The organism is Achromobacter sp. Root565 (genome assembly GCF_001427425.1).
Classification (GTDB): Bacteria; Pseudomonadota; Gammaproteobacteria; order Burkholderiales; family Burkholderiaceae_B; genus Achromobacter; species Achromobacter spanius_D.
Genome location: NZ_LMGO01000005.1, coordinates 796,391 through 814,679 on the forward strand (window position 1 = coordinate 796,391; position 18,289 = coordinate 814,679).

17 protein-coding genes and 1 riboswitch are annotated in these 18,289 nt (G+C 66.1%); of the genes, 7 read left to right on the forward strand and 10 right to left on the reverse strand.

From position 1 onward, the window contains the following. The first annotated feature begins 42 nt into the window (after positions 1 to 42). Positions 43 to 426, forward strand: a complete 384-nt coding sequence (locus tag ASD71_RS20310) for a thioredoxin family protein (protein ID WP_056568796.1) — start codon at positions 43 to 45, stop codon at positions 424 to 426. Between the two features lie 81 nt (positions 427 to 507). Here ASD71_RS20310 and ASD71_RS20315 read toward each other — a convergent pair whose 3' ends face one another. From ASD71_RS20315 to ASD71_RS20325, 3 genes are all read right to left on the reverse strand, one after another. Further along, positions 508 to 1,995, reverse strand: coding sequence for a DEAD/DEAH box helicase (locus ASD71_RS20315; RefSeq protein WP_156395236.1), 1,488 nt, complete (start codon positions 1,993 to 1,995; stop codon positions 508 to 510). A gap of 283 nt (positions 1,996 to 2,278) precedes the next feature. Further along, a complete protein-coding gene (locus ASD71_RS20320) occupies positions 2,279 to 2,614 on the reverse strand; it encodes an AzlD domain-containing protein (protein WP_056568802.1) in 336 nt (111 codons plus the stop codon). After that, positions 2,611 to 3,360 carry an AzlC family ABC transporter permease gene (locus tag ASD71_RS20325; protein ID WP_056568805.1) on the reverse strand — a complete coding sequence of 250 codons (750 nt, stop codon included), beginning with the start codon at positions 3,358 to 3,360 and terminating at the stop codon, positions 2,611 to 2,613. The genes ASD71_RS20320 and ASD71_RS20325 overlap by 4 nt, the downstream gene beginning before the upstream one ends. A gap of 233 nt (positions 3,361 to 3,593) precedes the next feature. On the opposite strand from ASD71_RS20325, the gene ASD71_RS20330 reads away from it, so the two are divergent. The 4 genes from ASD71_RS20330 to ASD71_RS20345 all read left to right on the forward strand — a co-directional run bounded on the left by ASD71_RS20330 (position 3,594) and on the right by ASD71_RS20345 (position 6,396). Further along, positions 3,594 to 4,514 (forward strand): branched-chain amino acid transaminase, encoded by a 921-nt coding sequence (locus tag ASD71_RS20330; protein WP_056568808.1) that lies wholly within the window; start codon positions 3,594 to 3,596, stop codon positions 4,512 to 4,514. Between the two features lie 83 nt (positions 4,515 to 4,597). Then, complete coding sequence (locus tag ASD71_RS20335; RefSeq protein WP_056568810.1) at positions 4,598 to 4,816, forward strand: zinc-finger domain-containing protein; 219 nt, start codon at positions 4,598 to 4,600, stop codon at positions 4,814 to 4,816. A 39-nt stretch (positions 4,817 to 4,855) separates the two neighbouring features. Then, the gene (locus ASD71_RS20340) at positions 4,856 to 5,278 is read left to right on the forward strand and encodes a nuclear transport factor 2 family protein (RefSeq protein ID WP_056568813.1); all 423 of its coding nucleotides are present in this window, start codon (positions 4,856 to 4,858) and stop codon (positions 5,276 to 5,278) included. A 17-nt stretch (positions 5,279 to 5,295) separates the two neighbouring features. Beyond that, positions 5,296 to 6,396 carry a YheT family hydrolase gene (locus tag ASD71_RS20345; RefSeq protein WP_056568815.1) on the forward strand — a complete coding sequence of 367 codons (1,101 nt, stop codon included), beginning with the start codon at positions 5,296 to 5,298 and terminating at the stop codon, positions 6,394 to 6,396. Positions 6,397 to 6,416: 20 nt separating this feature from the next. Here ASD71_RS20345 and ASD71_RS20350 read toward each other — a convergent pair whose 3' ends face one another. Next, positions 6,417 to 7,940, reverse strand: coding sequence for a M48 family metalloprotease (locus ASD71_RS20350; RefSeq protein WP_056568817.1), 1,524 nt, complete (start codon positions 7,938 to 7,940; stop codon positions 6,417 to 6,419). A gap of 56 nt (positions 7,941 to 7,996) precedes the next feature. Between ASD71_RS20350 and galU the strand changes: the two genes are divergently transcribed. After that, positions 7,997 to 8,848: a UTP--glucose-1-phosphate uridylyltransferase GalU gene (gene galU / locus ASD71_RS20355; RefSeq protein WP_056569515.1), complete on the forward strand. Its 852-nt coding sequence runs from the start codon at positions 7,997 to 7,999 to the stop codon at positions 8,846 to 8,848. 52 nt (positions 8,849 to 8,900) lie between these two features. On the opposite strand, the gene ASD71_RS20360 is transcribed toward galU, so the two are convergent. The 5 genes from ASD71_RS20360 to ASD71_RS20380 all read right to left on the reverse strand — a co-directional run bounded on the left by ASD71_RS20360 (position 8,901) and on the right by ASD71_RS20380 (position 16,083). After that, positions 8,901 to 9,773 carry a cytochrome c oxidase assembly protein gene (locus ASD71_RS20360; protein ID WP_156395237.1) on the reverse strand — a complete coding sequence of 291 codons (873 nt, stop codon included), beginning with the start codon at positions 9,771 to 9,773 and terminating at the stop codon, positions 8,901 to 8,903. 108 nt (positions 9,774 to 9,881) lie between these two features. Further along, on the reverse strand, positions 9,882 to 10,985 hold the full coding sequence (locus ASD71_RS20365; protein WP_056568823.1) for a porin: 1,104 nt from the start codon (positions 10,983 to 10,985) through the stop codon (positions 9,882 to 9,884). Positions 10,986 to 11,036: 51 nt separating this feature from the next. Further along, positions 11,037 to 13,880, reverse strand: coding sequence for a magnesium-translocating P-type ATPase (gene mgtA / locus ASD71_RS20370; protein WP_056568827.1), 2,844 nt, complete (start codon positions 13,878 to 13,880; stop codon positions 11,037 to 11,039). 428 nt (positions 13,881 to 14,308) lie between these two features. Then, a complete protein-coding gene (locus ASD71_RS20375) occupies positions 14,309 to 14,641 on the reverse strand; it encodes a hypothetical protein (protein WP_056568831.1) in 333 nt (110 codons plus the stop codon). Between the two features lie 437 nt (positions 14,642 to 15,078). Continuing rightward, complete coding sequence (locus ASD71_RS20380; protein ID WP_056568833.1) at positions 15,079 to 16,083, reverse strand: sodium:calcium antiporter; 1,005 nt, start codon at positions 16,081 to 16,083, stop codon at positions 15,079 to 15,081. Between the two features lie 43 nt (positions 16,084 to 16,126). Continuing rightward, a riboswitch (yybP-ykoY riboswitch) is annotated at positions 16,127 to 16,317 on the reverse strand. Between the two features lie 148 nt (positions 16,318 to 16,465). Between ASD71_RS20380 and ASD71_RS20385 the strand changes: the two genes are divergently transcribed. After that, complete coding sequence (locus tag ASD71_RS20385) at positions 16,466 to 17,809, forward strand: aminopeptidase P N-terminal domain-containing protein (protein ID WP_056568836.1); 1,344 nt, start codon at positions 16,466 to 16,468, stop codon at positions 17,807 to 17,809. Between the two features lie 14 nt (positions 17,810 to 17,823). Here the strand turns inward: ASD71_RS20385 and ASD71_RS20390 are convergent, their stop codons facing one another. Next, positions 17,824 to 18,288, reverse strand: a complete 465-nt coding sequence (locus tag ASD71_RS20390; RefSeq protein WP_056568839.1) for an NINE protein — start codon at positions 18,286 to 18,288, stop codon at positions 17,824 to 17,826. Between the last annotated feature and the right edge of the window lies 1 nt (position 18,289).

Consider the following 18,289-nt stretch of genomic DNA (forward strand, 5'->3'; position numbering starts at 1 on the left):
ACAACCCGGGTATGATAGTCAAACTCGCCCCAATCCGCTCACATGTCACTGCTTACCCCCGGTACTGATCTCGCCCCGCTGCGCACGCGCCTGGGCGCCACGCCCAACGCCTGGCTCATCGCGTGTTTCTGCGCCGCCTGGTGCGACACCTGCGAAGAATACAAGCCCAAATTGCAGGCATTGGCCAGCGCGTTGCCGCAACACGTCTTTGCGTGGGTCGACATCGAGGATCACGCCGAATTGCTGGGCGACGTAGACGTCGAGAACTTCCCCACGCTGCTGGTGCAGATCGGCGATCGTGTCGTGTTCTACGGCCCCATGCTGCCGCACATCGGCCACCTCGAGCGCCTGCTGGAAAGCCTTAATGAAGACAGCGCGGCCGTGAACACCGCCCTGCCCGATCTGCCGCGAATGCTGGCCGCCTGACATCGCGGGCGCGCCCAACAAAAAACCCGCAACGCCTGAGAAGGCCTTGCGGGTTTTTGTTGGGATCGACGCGCGGGGCGATCAGGGCTTGCGGCTACCGCCGAGCAGGACGGCAAGCTGGCGCTTGGGCGCCGACGACGGCGACGCATTGCTGCGCGACTCCTGTTCGTCGGCGGGCGCGGCAGCCGACGAGGGCTCGTAAGGCTTAAGGAAGAAGTCATCCACCGGTTGGCGCGAGCCGCCGGCATGATGGCTGGATCGGCGGTCCGAAGAACGGCCGCGGTCGCCGCGATCGCCTCGGCTTTCGCGGCCGCCCTCGCGCCCTTCGCGCGAATGCGAGCTGCCATCGCTGCGGCGATGGCTGCGCGCAATCAGGTCGGCCGGCACATCGAGCGTGCCACGCGGCACTTCGCGCTTGATGAGCTTTTCGATGTCGAGCAGGAAGCGCTCTTCGTCGGCGGTGAACAGGGCAATGGCTTCGCCCGACGCACCCGCGCGGCCCGTGCGGCCGATGCGGTGCACGTAGTCTTCGGCGTTGTACGGCAGGTCGTAGTTGATGACGCAGGGCACGCCCGCCACGTCCAGACCGCGCGCGGCCACGTCGGTCGCGACCAGCACTTCGAGTTCGCCCGCCTTGAAGGCTTCCAGGGCTTTCATGCGATCGGCCTGGGTCTTGTCGCCGTGGATCGATTCGGCCTTGACGCCGTCGCGTTCCAGTTCGCGCGCCAGACGCGCGGTGCCAATCTTGGTGTTCGAGAAAACGATGACCTGGTTCAGGCCGCGCGACTTCACCAGATGCACGACGGCGGCACGCTTGGCGTCGCTGGTCATCTTGTAGGCGATCTGCGTGATGGTCGTGGCAGTGGCATTGCGCGCCGCCACTTCGATTTCCACAGGCTGGTTCAGGTACGAACGGCCCAGCTTGCGGATTTCGTTGCTGAACGTGGCCGAGAACAGCAGGCCCTGGCGCTGCGCGGGCAGCAGCCGGATGATGCGTTCGAGATCCGGCAGGAAACCCATGTCGAGCATGCGGTCCGCTTCGTCCAGCACCAGGATGCCGACCTGGCTGAGGTTCACGTTCTTTTGTTCGACGTGGTCGAGCAGGCGGCCCGGCGTGGCGACCAGCACCTCGCAGCCGCGGCGCAGCGCTTCTTTCTGCGGACCGATATCCACGCCCCCGAACACGACGGCCGAGCGCAGCGGCGTCTTCTTGCTGTAGCGCTTGACGCTCTCGAAGACCTGGTCCGCCAGTTCACGCGTGGGCGCCAGGATCAGCGCGCGCACCGGATGCCGGGCGGGCGAGGCACTGGTGTTGGCCAGCGGCATCAGGCGATGCAGGATCGGGACCGTGAAGGCCGCCGTCTTGCCGGTACCGGTCTGCGCGGCGCCCATGACGTCACGACCCGACACCACAACGGGAATGGCCTGCGCCTGGATGGGCGTGGGGGTGGTGTAGCCGGTTTCGGCGATGGACTGCAACAACAGAGGGTGCAATCCGAAATCGTCGAACGTCGGCGCGGGCGCGGGCGCGTCAGCGGTGGGTGCTGCGGTTTGAGTGGTTTCAGTCATCAGGGGTTAGGCAAGTACCGGGACCAGTGAAAAAGAACAAAACGAGAGTGCTGCATGCACTGCTACATAAGGCATCGGGGCATCCATGCTGGATTCGATACTTATGAGGGCAGTACCAGGCCCGGATTGCTGTGGATTGATGAATTTTAGCGCAGCCGCCTTATCACACGGTCAAACGGTCCGTTTGAGGGCCGGTCAGCCGCACGATCGAACCGCCCGTCGAGGCGAAAAAAGCTCCCGAGCCGTCCACCAGATGGACGAAGCAATCTTTGAATTGCGGCCGTCAACTGGCCAGCCAGCGTAATCCCCAGAGCACCAGCATGCCCACCACGATCACCAGTACCGCGCTGCGCGTGCGCAGGAACACCAATATGGCGACCAGACCCGCGACCAGCTTGTAGTCGAAGACCGGACCGAGCCCGGCTTTCCAGGGCAGCAGGTCCGGGACCACGATGGCCGTCAGCGCCGCGGCGGGTGCGTAGCGCAAGGCGCGGCGCACATTGTCGGACAACGGAATGTAGTCGCCAAACAGCATGAAGCCCGCGCGCGTCAATACGCTGCACAGGGCAAGCAGCAGGATGGCCGAATAGACGTAGAGTTCCCAGGACCAATCCGTCATGAACGTGCCTTGAAGAAGCGTTCGGCCCACATGCCGGCAATGACTCCGGAGATGACCGCTGCGGCCAGCCCGAGGCGCAGGGGCATTGCCTGCCCTACCCAGGCGACGACGCCGGCCGCCAGCATGGACACCAGCATGGGCTTGGAGCTGGCCAGCGGCACCGTGATGGCCAGCAGCGCCAGCACGGCGGCAAAATCCAGGGACCAATCGGTGGGGACCTGCGCGCCCAGGTAAATACCCACGATTGACGACGACTGCCAGACCAGCCAGCCCGGCACGATGGAGCCCAGGAAGAACCAGAGCTGCTCGCGCGTGCCGCGTTCGACCGAGTCGCCAAAACGGGGCATGAACAGCACGAAGCCCATGTCGGTCGTGAAATAGCCGAGCCCCAGGCGCTTGGGCCAGGACAGGTGGCGGAAATACGGCTGCAAGGCCGCGCCGAAGATGATGAAGCGCAGGTTCACGACGCAGCCGGCGGCAAAGATCAGCCAGAGCGGCGCACCGGCGGCGATGAGGGGTAACGAGGTGAGCTGGGCCGAACCGGCGTACAGCAGCAGCGTCATGGCGAGCGCCATGGATTCGGTCAGTCCGGACTTGACCATCGCCACGCCGGTGACCAGCCCCCATGTCGCCGTGGCGATCAGGGCGGGCACGATGGCATGGACGCCGGCACGGAAGGCGGTCACGCGTTCCTGGCGGACCAGGACTGGGTCTTCGGATTCAGGAAGCGCGGATTCAGAGGACAACGGCTGGCCCCTGGCGATTCAGACAGGACGACATGGATACTCGATGGGAATGAACACGCGACAGCCCGTTCGCCCGCCGGCATCAAGCTGCGCGAGGGCCTTGGCCCCGCACCGGTGCGCGAATAGGCCCGTATTGTAACCTCGACGCTTGATACAATAGCGCCCTCAAGATTCTTGGCCACCATGGCCTGGCGCGCGGCGGCAGGTCTGGCGCGCACTGTGTGGAGAAGACCATGTCGATGGCTGACCGTGACGGTTTCATCTGGTATGACGGCAAGCTCGTTCCATGGCGAGACGCGACGACGCATGTCCTGACGCATTCACTGCACTATGGGCTGTCCGTCTTCGAAGGCGTGCGCGCCTACCGCTCCACCCTTGGCACCGCCATCTTCCGCCTTGAAGACCACACCAACCGGCTCTTCAATTCGGCGCACATCTACCAGATCCCCATGCCGTTCGATCGCGACACGATCAACGAAGCCCAGCGGCTGGTCGTGCGCGAAAACCAGCTTGAGTCCGGCTATCTGCGCCCCCTCGTGTTCTACGGTCCCGAAAAAATGGGCGTGTCGCCCAAGGGCGCGCGTGTGCACGTAGCCATCGCGGCGTGGCCCTGGGGCGCCTATCTGGGCGAAGAGGCGCTCTCCGGCGGCATCCGCGTGAAGGTGTCGTCGTTTGCGCGCCAGCACGTGAATGTCACGATGCCGCGCGCCAAGGTCGCCACCACCTACGCCAATTCCATCCTGGCCAATACCGAAGCCCTGCAGGACGGCTACGACGAAGCCCTGCTGCTGGACACTGACGGCTTCGTGGCCGAAGGCGCCGGCGAAAATCTTTTTCTGGTCAAGGACGGGGTGCTCTGCGAGCCCGAGATCGCTTCCGCGCTGACCGGCATCACCCGCTCGACCATTCACGCCCTGGCGGCCGACCTCGGCCTGCGCGTGGTCACCAAGCGGCTGACGCGCGACGACGTCTACATCGCGGACGAAGCGTTCTTTACCGGCACGGCCGCCGAAGTCACGCCCATCCGCGAGGTCGACAACCGCCAGATCGGCTCCGGCCGGCGCGGTCCGGTCACCGAACTATTGCAGAACGCGTTTTTTGACGTGGTGAATGGCCGCAACCCGAAGTACCATCACTGGCTAAGCAAAGTCTGAAGTCCGATTCGCGCGGTTTTGCGAAGCAAGACCGCATCATTGTTTCAACCTGCCGTATATCGGTTCTTTTTTCAGGAATATCCATGACCGCTGCTGCTCCGGCCGCCGTCTCCCGCGCTAACGAAGTCATCGAGGTCGGCGCCGAAGACCTTCCCGTTTTCTGTCCCGGCCCCAAGGCCCCGCTCTGGAGCATGCACCCCCGCGTCTTCCTGGACGTGGCTCGCACCGGATCCGCAAGCTGCGCCTACTGTGGCGCCGAGTACCGCCTGAAGGCCGGCACGGTGCTGCACGGCCACCACTGAGCCACCCCGCCCATAACACGCTTAACCGTTTCAGCAGCCATGTTCGCCACGCCCGAAGAAGCAGAACACGCGTTCTACGAAGCCCTTGAGCAGGCGGACGCTGTCCGCCTGATGCAGGTCTGGGCCGACGACGAGGAAGTCGTATGTATCCATCCGGGAGGCCTGCGTATCGTCGGCCATTCCGCGGTGCACGAGTCCTGGCAACAGGTGCTGTCCAACGGTCCGCTGCATGTGCGTCCGCTGCGCCCGCTCGTCATGCTCAGCATGATGTGCGCGGTGCACGTGCTGGTCGAACAGGTGGCGGTGCGCACACGTGAGGGCACGCAGTTCGCCAACTGCTACGCCACCAACATCTACCACAAGGGCCCCACCGGCTGGCGCATGGTCATGCACCATGCCTCGCAGGCGCCCTCTGAAGCCGGGGTGCTCGACCTGCACGACGTGCCCGACATGCTTCATTGATCGGGGTGGATTCCCAGTTGGCCGCTGCTCGTCTTGATACAACGCCCTGCCCCGTCCCTCCCTGGCTTCCCGGGGGCGACAGCCAGACGGTTTACGCCGCCCTGTTCGCGCAGTATCACCGCATCGCGTTCGTGCGCGACCGCGTCGACACGCCCGATACGGACTTCGTCGACTTCGACTGGACCGGCCCCGGACTGTTTCCGCACAAGGCCGCCGACGGGGCGCCGGTAAGCGGCCAACGCCCGGTCGGCAATGGCAAGACCGCCGCGGCCCGCTGGATGACGGACGCCGACTGGAAGTCGCTGCCGCAAACCCCCGACACCCCTGCCCTGATCCTGTTCCATGGCCTGGAAGGCGGCAGCAACAGCCGCTACGCGCAGTCCGTTGCGCATTACTTCCGGGCGCGCGGCTGGATCGTGGTGATCGCGCACTTCCGGGGGTGCTCGGGCGTGCCCAACCGCCTGGCCCGAGCGTATTATTCCGGCGATTCGGCCGAGGTCGGTTTCCTGCTGAACACCGTACGCCAGCGCATTCCGCACGCGCGCTGGCATGCCGTCGGCGTATCGCTGGGCGGCAACGCGCTGCTGAAATATCTGGGGGAACACCAGGAAGACACCACGTGGCTGACCGCCTGCGCCGGCGTGTCGGCGCCGCTGGATCTGGTCGCCTGCGGCAAGACGCTATCCACCGGCATCTTCAACCGGCGCGTCTACACGGCGCACTTCCTGAAGACGCTCAAGCACAAGGTGCTGGAAAAGGCGCACCGCTTTCCGGGTTCCATCGACGTCATGCGCATCGCGCACGCACATGACCTGCGTGAGTTCGACGATACCTATACCGCGCCGATGCACGGCTTTCGCAATGCACTGGACTACTGGACGCGCGCGTCCAGCAAGCCGTGGCTGCCCAAGATCGCCGTGCCGACGCTGGTGCTGAACGCGCGCAACGATCCCTTCATCCCTGCCGCCTCGCTGCCCAAGCCCGACGAATGTGCGCCGGGCATCCTGCTGCATCAGCCTTCCGATGGCGGACATGCGGGCTTTCCGACGGGCAGCTTTCCAGGGCATCTGAACTGGCTGCCCCAGCGGCTGGGGCGGTTCTTCGAAACCGGGCTGTAAAGGCGCAGCCAGCTCTTGTATTAACCCGACTTGAAGCGCTCGAGCAGCCGCCGTTCTTCAGCCAGCTTGTCCTTCACTTCCTTGATCTGCACGTCGATCTGCGACTGCTCGTAGAAATCCTTGGACAGGCCGCGCGCCTGCTGAAGCTGCGATTCCGCGGCGGCGTACGCGCCCGTCATGACGTAGTAGCGCGCCAGGTCGCGGCGCGCCTGCGCGGGCTTGCCGTTGCGCTCTTCGCTTTGCGCCAGCATCTGGTAGAGGCTGGGCTCGTCGCTGCCCCACTGCTTGATCTTGGCGCGCAGGTAATCCTGCGCCTCCGCATGCCGCCCATTGCCCTGCAGCGCCTGGGCGTATGCGATGCCCAGCGCGCGGTGGTCCGGATAGCGTTTGGTGCCCGCCTGGGCCAACGACAGCGCCTGCGGAAAATCCTTGCGCGCCAGGGCAATGTCGACGGCCAGCTTGGTCAGCTGGGGCGAACTGCGGCCATCGGCGGACGCCAGATTCCAATAGCGTTCCGCTTCCGCAAGATTGTTGCGCTGATAGTTCTGCAGGGACAGCCCGTAATAGGCGGCAGACTGGCGCACGCCCGAGAGGGCCTGAGCTTCGTCCTGCAATTGCTGCCCGGCCGTGCGCAGACCGACCGTATCGCGGCCCTGCACCACGCGCATCTTGGCGCGGATGTACCAGAAGTCGTCGCTGTCCAGATGGCGCGTTGCCGGCAGCGCGCGGGCGCGGTTTTGCACGTCGGACATGCGCTCGATCGACAGCGGGTGAGTGCTGGCCCACGATCCACCGCCCGCGCCTTCGTTCAGGCGCGACGCGTTCATCAGGCGCGCAAACATCTGCGACATGCCGTCGGCGTCGTAGCCTGCCTTGGTCAGCATCTGCAGCCCGGCACGATCGGCCTCGCGTTCGGCATCTCGCGAAAAGCCCAACTGGCGGTTGATGGCCGCCGCCTGGCCGAAGGCGGCCACGCCCATTGACAAGTTGCCGCCGCCGCCCGCCAGCGCCGCGAGCAGCGCGCCCGCGAGGCTGGCCAGCATGAGCATGCCGTTCTGATTCTGCTGGGTCATGCCGCGCGCGATGTGACGCTGCACGACGTGGCCGATTTCGTGGGCCACCACGGCCGCAAGCTCGGACTCGCTGGCCGACGATACGATCAGGCCCGTATTGATCCCGATGAAGCCGCCCGGCATCGCGAACGCGTTGATCTCGGGATCGCGTACGCCGAACATCTCGACCTCGGGCACGCCGCCGGGCGCAAATTGCGCCAGCTTGCGCCCCATCGTGGTGAGGTACTGGCTGAGTTCGGAGTCGTCGATATAGGAAGGGTCGCGGCGGCCCTGCGACATGATCGCTTCGCCCAGCGTGCGCTCCAGCATCGGCGACAGGTCTGACGACGAGGCGGCGCCCATGGATGGCAGCCCGACCGGCTGCGCCCATGCGGTGACGGGAGCAACGGGAATGGCGAGCGCCGCACAAAGGCTTGCGATCGCGCCCCGTTTCGCAATCGAGCAAATGGATGGCATTTTCCTGCGGTTCATAAGCCTATGATAGCGATGAGCTTAAAATGTTTCATCGAATCCTCAACGAGGTCTCAATGCGTCCCGTCCGTAAAGCCGTTTTCCCTGTCGCCGGCATGGGCACACGCTTCCTGCCCGCCACCAAGGCGATGCCCAAGGAAATGCTGCCCGTGGTCGACAAGCCCCTGATTCAATATGCGGTGGAAGAAGCCGTTGCCGCGGGGATTACCGATCTCATATTCGTGACTGGCCGAAACAAGCGCGCCATCGAAGACCACTTCGATTCCGCGCCTGAGCTGGAGTCCGACCTGGAAAGCAAGGGCAAGCACGAACTCCTGGCGATGGTGCGGGGCATTCTACCCGCGCACGTCAATTGCCTCTATATCCGCCAATCCGCCCCGCTGGGCCTGGGCCACGCCGTGCTGTCGGCCGCGCCCGCCGTGGGCGATGAACCCTTTGCCGTGCTGCTGGCTGATGACCTGATCGACGCCGATACGCCCGCCATGAAGCAGCTGGTGGATGTGGCCGTGGCGCGCAACGCCAGCGTGCTCGGTGTGCAGGATGTGCCGCGCGCCGACACGCGCAAGTACGGCATCGTGGCGACCCACACGGGCGAGACGCCCGCCGACGGCCGCACCGAGCGCGTCACGCACATTGTGGAAAAGCCCGATCCCGAAGTCGCGCCGTCGACGCTGGCCGTCGTAGGCCGCTACGTGCTGGAAGCCGCGATCTTCGACCATCTGCGCTCGACCAAGATGGGCGCGGGCAATGAGATCCAGTTGACCGACGGCATCGCGTCGCTGATGCGCGAGCGCCAAGTCTACGCGCACCGCTTCGATGGCGTCCGCTACGACTGCGGCAACAAGGCGGGCATGTTCCAGGCCACCGTGGCGCTGGGCAAGAAGTATCACGGCCTGCTGCCGGAGTGACCGGCACGGCCTGACGGGAATGCGCCAATCAGCGCCGCATTCCCGGCCGGGCCTATGAAGATAGCGCCGCGCCCGATTTGGCGCGGGCGCGCGCATCGCGGTCCGCCTTGCGCAGCCGCCCCTTGGCGGAAAGACGCATCAGCGTCCCCAATGCCACCATCAGACCGATCACTTCCACCAGCGCGGCGGGGATCCACATCGTCAGCCCGCCGATCGTCTGATCGGTCTGGGCCGACATGGCGATGGCCCGGCCGCATAGTTCGAAGAGCGGATAGATGTCGCTTTCCGTGAAGGCGATGACCGCGCCCGCGACCATCTGCGGCAGCATGGTCGCCACGGGCGAGATCACCCGTCCGCCGGGCGACATGGCCGCCGGCGGCGCGGGACGGCGGTCCAGGATCAGGTTCCAGTACATGAAGCCGCTGATCACGACCGACCAGTTCATGACCCGGTACAAGCGCCAATCCAGCATCGAATAGAACTGCACCGACGGGATCAGCCAGACCAGCACGAGGAACACGAACAGGGCCGGCACGAAGATCTTGTGGGTCAGCACGGCCACCGTGGCGCGGCCCGCGCCGGTGCGCAGGAAATCACGCAGCCGTATGCGCCAGCGCATCGGCAGGCCCGCCCGCATCACCTGTCCGGGGAAGGCGGCCATGACAAGCAGCGGTCCGAGATGATGCAGGACCAGATGCTGGATGCGGTGGATGAAGAACATGCGCTCGGCGTAATAGTCGAGGCGGGTATGCAGGGACAGGTACAAGAGGACCATCCCCGTCCAGAAAAGAATGCGGCGCGCGCGCGTGACATGGTGGACCCGCTGGCCGCGTACGAACAGCACGATGGCCACCAGGAAGGAAGCCACCAGCGTGGGAGAGAACTCCCAGGGTACGAGCCATTCGAGACTATCCATGCGGGCCATCCGAGAAACGACGCGAAGACAAGGACCGGCGCGCCCGGCGCCGATCTCAGGCGATTGTAGTAGACCCCGCCGTTGTCCGCTGCCGGGCGCCGCCGGGGGCGGAAAGCGTCAGAAGCGGTGCGACACGCCCGTGCCGATGCGCGTGGTGTGGGCGTTGCCGGGGTCGAACTGGTTGTCCAGCGTGTAATTGGACGCATAGCCGGCGAAAGCGTAGAGGGTCGTGCGCGGCGACAGGTCGTAGGTATAGCCCAGCGTCCCAACCTGCGCATTGCGCGCCGTCATGCCATTGGCCCAATTCCAGTCGGGTTTGGCCAGGGACCATTGCACCAGCACGGTGCCCGGCCCGGCAGGCACGCTGACCCCGACCAGCCAGGCATCGACCGTGCCACCCTGCACGAAGGCGGCCGGCCCCAGCCCGATGCCCAGCCCATCCGGGTCGCCGCCGTCCAGCCCCACGTAACCGTTGCGCTGGCGCGACCACGCCACCGACACCTTGGCCACCTCGAAGTCATATGAGGCGCCCAACTGCGCCGCCTGCGGACGCCCCCCGGCCGCCGCGGGTGGGCCCGCCAGGCGCAGTTGCTCCCATGTCGCAACCGCCAGCAGCGGACCGTCCTCATACTTCAGGCCCACACTGATTGCCCGGGTGTTCTGGTTGGTGCGGAAGTTGTCCTGCCCATCGGCGTCGAAGGCGTATCCGACCCCAGCCTGGAACCCGCGCCACTGCGGCGAATACCAGTTCACCATGTTGCTGAACTGGTAGTTGTCCGACGCCTTGAACGTGGCGCCCATGCCCATGTCCTTCCAGGAGGCGATCTCCAGCGCGTCGCCGTAGGTCTGGCCGACGGTGTATTGGCGGCCAAACCGCAGGTCGCCATAGTCCGCGTGGGCCAAGCCGACCCACGCGCCATAGTTGAAGAGGCGGCTGCCGTCGGCCGCGTTGCCGCTGGACGGGTCAAAGCCGCTTTCAAGCTGGAAGTTGGCGGCCCAGCCCGAGCTCAGGTCTTCCGTCCCCTGCAGCCCCCACAACGAATCCGTCAGCCCGCCGTTGAGCAGGCCGCTCTGGCTGCCCTGCCCCGACACCCGGGTCACGGCCACGCCGGCATCCACCACGCCGTACAGCTGCAATCCGGTCCCCTCGTCCGCGGCCAGCACGGTACAGGGCGGAATCAGGCCGGCCGCCGCCAATGCGGCGCAAAATGCAATTCTCATGATCTTTCCTTGCGTTGGCGGCGGGGGCCACCCGCCACCGATTGCATCAGCCTACTGCCAACCGTAGCGGCGCACCCAGAAACCCTTCAGCGCCTGTGTCAGCACGCAGTATCCGAGCAGGATGCCGACCAGCCAGGGGAAGTAGCTCCAGGGCAGCGCCTGCAACTGAAAATACTCCGCCAGTGGCGAGAACGGCAGCACGAGGCCCAGCGCGATCACCATCAGCGTCATGCCCATCAGCGGCCACGAGGCGCGGCTTTGCAGGAAGGGAATCCGGCGCGTGCGGATCATATGCACGATCAGCGTCTGCGACAACAGGCCCTCGACAAACCAGCCGGACTGGAAGAGCGTCTGGTGCTCGGGCGCGTTGGCCTGGAAGACGTACCACATGACGGCGTACGTGGCGATATCGAAGATCGAGCTGATCGGGCCGAAGAACACCATGAAACGGCCCAAGCCGTCCGGGTCCCAGCGCTGCGGCTGCTTCAGCAGTTCCTCGTCGACGTTGTCGAACGGGATCGCGGTCTGCGAAATGTCGTACATCAGGTTCTGCAGCAGCAGATGGATGGGCAGCATCGGCAGGAACGGCAGGAAGGCGCTCGCAACCAGCACCGAAAAGACGTTGCCGAAGTTCGAGCTGGCCGTCATCTTCAGGTACTTGAGCATATTGCAGAAGGTCTTGCGGCCTTCGATCACGCCGTCCTCCAGCACCATCAGACTCTTTTCCAGCAGGATGATGTCGGCGGCCTCCTTCGAGATATCCACCGCCGAATCCACCGAGATGCCCACGTCCGCCGCCCGCAGCGCCGGCGCGTCGTTGATGCCATCGCCCATGAAGCCCACCGTGTTGCCCTGCGCCCGCAGGCTGCGGACGATGCGTTCCTTGTGGATGGGCGACAGGCGGGCAAACACGTTGGCCTCGCGCACGGCGACGGCAAGGTCGTCGTCGTCCATCGCCTCGATCTCGGCACCCAGGTACACCTTGCGCACGTCCAGCCCCACTTCGCGGCAGACCTTGCGCGTGACCAGTTCAACATCGCCGGTCAGCACCTTGACCTCGATGCCCGAGTCCTTCAGCGCGGCCAGCGCCGGCCCCGTCGACTCCTTTGGCGGATCCAGGAACGCGATGTATCCCACCAGCACCAGATCGGATTCGTCCGCGACGCCGTAGGCCTGCTGCGTGGGCGGCAGCTCTTTGACGCCCACCGCGATGACGCGCAGGCCGTCGCGGTTCAGGCCGGCGGTCACGCGGCGGATGTCGGCCCGGCGGGCGTCGGTCAGCGGATGCACCGCATTGCCCACGCGCAGCTGCGTGCAGGCCGAGAGCATTTCCTCGAGCGCCCCCTTGCAGATCAGCTCGTGGTGGTCGCGGCCGTTCTCGGTCTCGTTCACCACGACGGACATCCGGCGGCGCGAGAAATCGAACGGAATCTCGTCGATCTTGCGGTAACGGCCCGCCAGGTCCAGGCTGCGCGCGACTTCGGCATGTTCCAGCACAGCCACGTCCAGCAGGTTCTTCAGGCCCGTCTGGTAGTAGCTGTTCAGGTACGCGTACGCCAGCACGTCGTCGCTGGCCGCGCCATAGACGTCGGTATGGCGCTCGAGCACGATGCGGTCCTGCGTCAGCGTGCCGGTCTTGTCGGTGCACAGCACGTTCATGGCGCCCAGGTTCTGAATCGCATCCAGGCGCTTGACCACGACCTTGCGGCGCGACATGCGCACGGCGCCCTTGGCGAGCGTCGCGGTGACGATCATGGGCAGCATTTCAGGCGTCAGTCCCACCGCGATGGCCAGCGCAAACAGCAGCGCTTCAAGCCAGTCGCCCTTGGTGAAGCCGTTGATCAGCATCACCACCGGCGCCATGACGAGCATGAAGCGAATCAGGATCCAGCTCACGCGGTTGATGCCCTGCTGGAACTGCGTGGGGGCGCGCGAGGTCTGCGTGACGCGCCCCGCCAGCTGGCCGAAGTACGTATCCGAACCGGTGGCCACCACCAGCGCGCTGCCCGCTCCGCTGACCACATTGGTGCCCATGAAGGCCATGTTCTCCAGCTCGAGCGCATTGGCGGATGACTCGCGCGGGGACATGTGCTTTTCGACGGGCAGCGATTCCCCAGTCAGGGCGGCCTGCGCAACGAAAAGGTCCTTGGCGTTGAGGATGCGGCAGTCGGCGGGGACCATGTCGCCCGCTGACAGCAGCACCACGTCGCCCGGCACCAGGTCGGCCAGCGGCACTTCGCGCTGTTGCGAGCCGGTGGCATGCAAGGCGGCGCCGAAGAAGCGGCGACCATTTCCCGCGTCCGGCGATCCGGCGGCCGGCGACCCGGCGGCCGGCGATCCGGCGGCCGGCGACCCGGCGTCGCTGCGCAGCACCGTCGCGGTGTTGCGCACCATCGCCTTCAGGGCTTCGGCGGCGCGGTTCGAGCGCTGCTCCTGCACGAAGCGCAGCACGGTCGAGATCACCACCATCGAGCCGATGATCGCGACCGCCGTCCAGGACTGTTCCTCGGGCGCCGCCATGCGCACGTCGGTCAACCACGACAGCACGGCCAGCGCGGTCAGCAGCAGATTGAACGGATTGCGGTAGGACAGCCACAGGTGAGCCGGCCAGGACAGCGGTTTTTCGTGATCGACCTCGTTGGCGCCGTGGCGTTCGCGCGCGGCCAGCGCCTGGGCGTCGGACAGGCCGCCCCAGCCGCTGCCGAACCGCTCGAATAGCGAGTCGAAGCCGAGCCGCGACGTCTCGACCATGCGCTGGCTGGCGCGGCGGGCGGCCTCGGACGATGCCGCGGCGTGATCTCCGCCTTGTTCGAGGATGGGGGCGCGGCGAAAGTGCCGGCCGGTGCGGCGCAGACGCGCGGCGGAAGAAAAAAAGGACTTCAGAAAAGCAAACATGGGAGTGCTCCGCATTTATTAAAGTTGTTGCGGGAGACACGGACGACCCTGCCGATGGCGGCCGCGCGCAGGCAGCAGCGGTCCGCGGCGTTTCCAAGGAAATGCCGTGAGGCCGCCGCAAACGGGCGTGCGCAGGCGCCGGAGCAATGTTGCCGGTGTCCGGATCGCGTCTATGGCGCGCCGGGTGCGGAAAACGGAAAGGGAGCGGGCGGTGGAATCAGGACCGGGCGCCGGGGCGCGCGAGGCGCGTAGTGGGCCGGGGATTCCGTGCTGCGGGTTCCGTACGGACCGGGATGTCTATCCGGCCAGTCGGCTCGCAGGGAGATGACGGGTCAGATAGGCATGCCGGAGCCGCGCACAGGGCGCAATCGAGGCTCTGGGTCTAAGGCGCTAGGCATGATTTCTCCTGGGGTAAATGAAAGGCGCGATCAGGCCATTGCGGCCTGCGCGCCGAAATGCACGTGGCGGACGGAAGGGTTGGCGCTCAGGCGGCGTGCTTGCGTCATCAGTTCCGCCCGCAGTTCGGGGGGGCAATTGACGGTGATGCAAGCCGACGCGAGATCCGGATCCTGGCCTTGGTCGATCTGCACTTGCGCGACGTCCAGGCCAGCGGCGCTGAAGTCCAGGCAGATCTGCTTGCGCAAGGCGCCGATCTCGCCGCGAGGACAGATCACCGTCAGCCGGGACGTGCCGCGGCGGCGGCCCAGGGCGGTGGCACGGTCCACGCCGGCGCGGCGCAGGAACAAGTCGAAGAAACGCATAACGACCTCCATGACAAGAAGGCGGAGCGTAATCGCGAACACGAGCGCAGCCGGACAACGCCCTTGCGGCGGACACGACGAACGTGCACGAACGCTGGCGCTGCGACTAGCGGCGGTTCTGGCGGTTTATGTCGGGGGGAGTCCCGGCAGACCGAAGGACTGCACTATGGGCCGGGCTGATGCCTGGCGCTTGGGATACACCGCAACCTGAATGACAGGATGCGGCAGACGGAGTTCTGCGTGGATCCTGTCAGACAGCGACGTCGATGCAAGATCGACAACTTTCGCCGGAATCGGTATTCACGAAGACTGCTCCTGGGATGGAAAACACCGCGAGTTTACGCGGGTTTGTACTGATGGACAAGGGTTGTGCGCATTTTTGACGCACAAATGACGCAAAGCCGGACAGGCGCGGGCAGCCCGTCCGGCGGACGCGTTCAGGCGTAGAAGTGCCAGCCCAGGTAGCCGGCGAAGATCGCATACAGCCCGCCCACGGCCGACAGCGCCGGCACGCTCATGGCGGCGCGGCGAAAGCGCATCCACAACAGGCCGATGGACACCATGGTGAACAGGCCGGCCGCGAGCAACGGCGCGTCCAGCAACCACGGCGTCATGAAGATGCCGAGCGCGCTGGGAATGGTGGCCTGGATCATCATGGCGCCCGAGATGTTGGCGAGCGCCAGGCGCTCCTTGCCCTGCCGCACCCAAATCAGCGCGTTCATGATCTCCGGCAATTCGGTTGCGACCGGCGCCAGCAGCAGGGCCGCCACGTGCGGCGACGCGCCCATCGCGATGCCGAGCAGTTCGATCTGGTTCACGAAGACGTGCGAGGCGCCGGCGATCACCACCAGCGCCATGATGGTCTGCGTGGCGGCCCAGAACATCGTCGGATTCTGGTCGCGCGGACGCAGCTTGAGCGGTTCGAGATCCTCGCAGTCCAGGCATTCCTCGTCGTTGCTCAGTTCGCGCTTGATGTAGAGCCCATAGGTGGCCAGGAACACGAAACCCAGCCACGGCTTCCAGGCGAAGGCCAGCAGCCCCAGGCCCACCTTGAAGATGAAGATGCCCATGAACCAGGCCTGGTCGCGGGCCAGCCGGCGCTGGTCCGCGTTGATACAGTCGGCCTGCGCGGGCTGGCCGCGGCGCGCACGCCACAGGGCCAGGCCCACCACGGCGTACGCCAGCGTGGCCAGCACGAGAGGGCCGCCCATCGCGGCGCCGACGCCAATGTCCTTTTGTTCGGGGGTATCGCCGAAGACCACGGCCATGAAGGTGACGGCGCTTTCCGGCAGCGCGGTGCCGAAGGCCGCCAGCACGGTGCCGGTGGCGGTCGCGCCCAACTGGAAGCGATGACCGACCCATTCGACGCCATTGACGAAGAACTCGCACGCGACGTAAATCACTGCCGCGGACAGGAAAAACAGAAACAGGGTGAGCAACATGGGAACACGGCCGGACGAGCAGATACCATTGGCGCGACGCAGCGGCTCGCCCGGCCAAGGGTGAACGCTACGCGGCCAAAGGTCTCGCCTGGCTGATCCACGCGGCGGCAAGCCGGACGTGGGTGCCGTCAGCGCCATGGGGTTCTAGCGGCTGCTCCGCAGCACTGAACCACCAAGTCTGTTGACGCTGACTCCTTTCGGGGAAAAGGATGGCTACTCCCCAATGACAGAGCGGCGATTGTAGCAGCGGTTCGCGCGCCGTCCAGTCATCGCCGCGCCGCCATCGCGGATTCACCGCCGGGGTGTTGCATTCGCGGGATGGCGGGTAAAGTAGGCCCCATCTTCCGCCTTTGCCGGGGCTGCCCGCTCCGGCCCGCCCGCCATGAGCCTGCCTCCCGACGACATCGCCCCTTTCGCCGCGCGGCGCCAGCGCCTGATGGAGCGCATGCGCGCAGAAGGAGGCGGCATCGCCATCCTGGCAACGGCGCAGGAGGCCATCCGCAACCGCGACGCCGAGTACCCCTACCGGCACGACAGCGACTTTTTTTACCTGACCGGCTTTACCGAACCGGACGCGTGGCTGGTGCTGGTTGCCGGCGCCACGGACCGGGCCGTGCTGTTCTGCCGGCCGCGCCATGTCGAGCACGAACTCTGGGAAGGCAAGCGCTTCGGCCCCGAGGCCGCCGCGGCCTACTTCGGCTTTGACGACGCCCACCCCATCGACGCGCTGGACGAGCTGGTGCCCGCGCTGATGCTGGACCACCCCACGCTGTACGCGCCGCTGGCCGGCGACAAGCGCACGGACGGCCGCCTGCGCCGCTGGCTGGCCGCGGCGCAGGAAAAGAGCCGCGGCGGCCACACGCCGCCGACCCGGCAGCAGGACGTGCGTCCACTGCTGGCCGGCATGCGGCTGATCAAGGACGCCTCGGAGATCGCGGCGATGCGGCGCGCGGCCAAGATATCGGCGGGCGCGCACGCGCGGGCCATGCGCGTTGCGCGGCCCGGCATGCGCGAATACGAGATCGAGGCCGAGCTGCTCTATGAGTTCCGCCGCCATGGCGCGCAGTCGGTGGCGTACAACAGCATCGTCGCGGCCGGCGCCAATGCCTGTGTCCTGCACTATCCGGCCGGCGAGGCGGTGCTGCGCGACGGCGACCTGGTGCTGGTCGATGCGGGCTGCGAGGTCGACAGCTATGCCAGCGACATCACGCGCACGTTTCCGGTGAACGGCCGCTACAGCGGCCCGCAGCGCGCGCTTTACGACCTGACCGTGGCGGCGCAGGACGCGGCGGCCCAGGCCACCGCGCCGGGCCGCGGCTTCAACGACGCGCACGAGGCCGCACTGCGGGTCCTGGCGCAGGGCATGCTGGACCTGAAACTCTTGAAGGGGTCGCTGGACGGCGTGCTGGAATCGGGCGACTACAGCCGCTTCTACATGCACCGGACTGGCCATTGGCTGGGGCTGGACGTCCACGATGTGGGCGACTACCGCGAGCCGTGCACGGCAACCGGCGCGGAGCGGCCGTGGCGCACACTGGAAACCGGGATGATGCTGACGATTGAACCGGGCATCTACGTGCGCCCGGCGGACGACGTGCCCGAGGTCTACTGGAATATCGGCATCCGCACCGAGGACGACGCGCTGGTCACGGACGAAGGGTGCGAACTGATCACCCGCGGCGTGCCGGTGCAGGCCACCGAGATCGAGGCGCTGATGCGCGAATAGCGGGGCGGCGCGATTTACAGCACGTAGCCGTCCAGCCAACCCATGGCCACCCACACGTAGACCACGACCATGGCGATGGCGAACATGGTGACGATGGCGCCGACCAGGCAGGCCAGGATCGCAACCAGCACCGGCCCCCAGCCTGTCGATGACACCTTGCCCAGCCCCGGATTGCAGAGCCGGTCGAATTTCTCGTCCGGCATCAGCGAGTAAACCGCGCTTTCGATGAAGCCGTCGATCATCGGAATGAAGAGCAGGAAGAACGCGGGGTTGTCGTACCAGACGGAGTAGAAGCGGAACGCGCAGAACAGGCACACGGCCGCGTACAGAGTCACCAGCCAGGCGTGGCGCCGGCCCAGATACCACCAGTGCGCGCCGAAGGCGCCGAACAGGCAGGCCAGCAGCCCCACCGCGACCTTGCTGCGGGGGCGGCGGGTGGAAACGGCGGAAAGCGAAGAGGAAGCCTGGGCCTGCGTCATG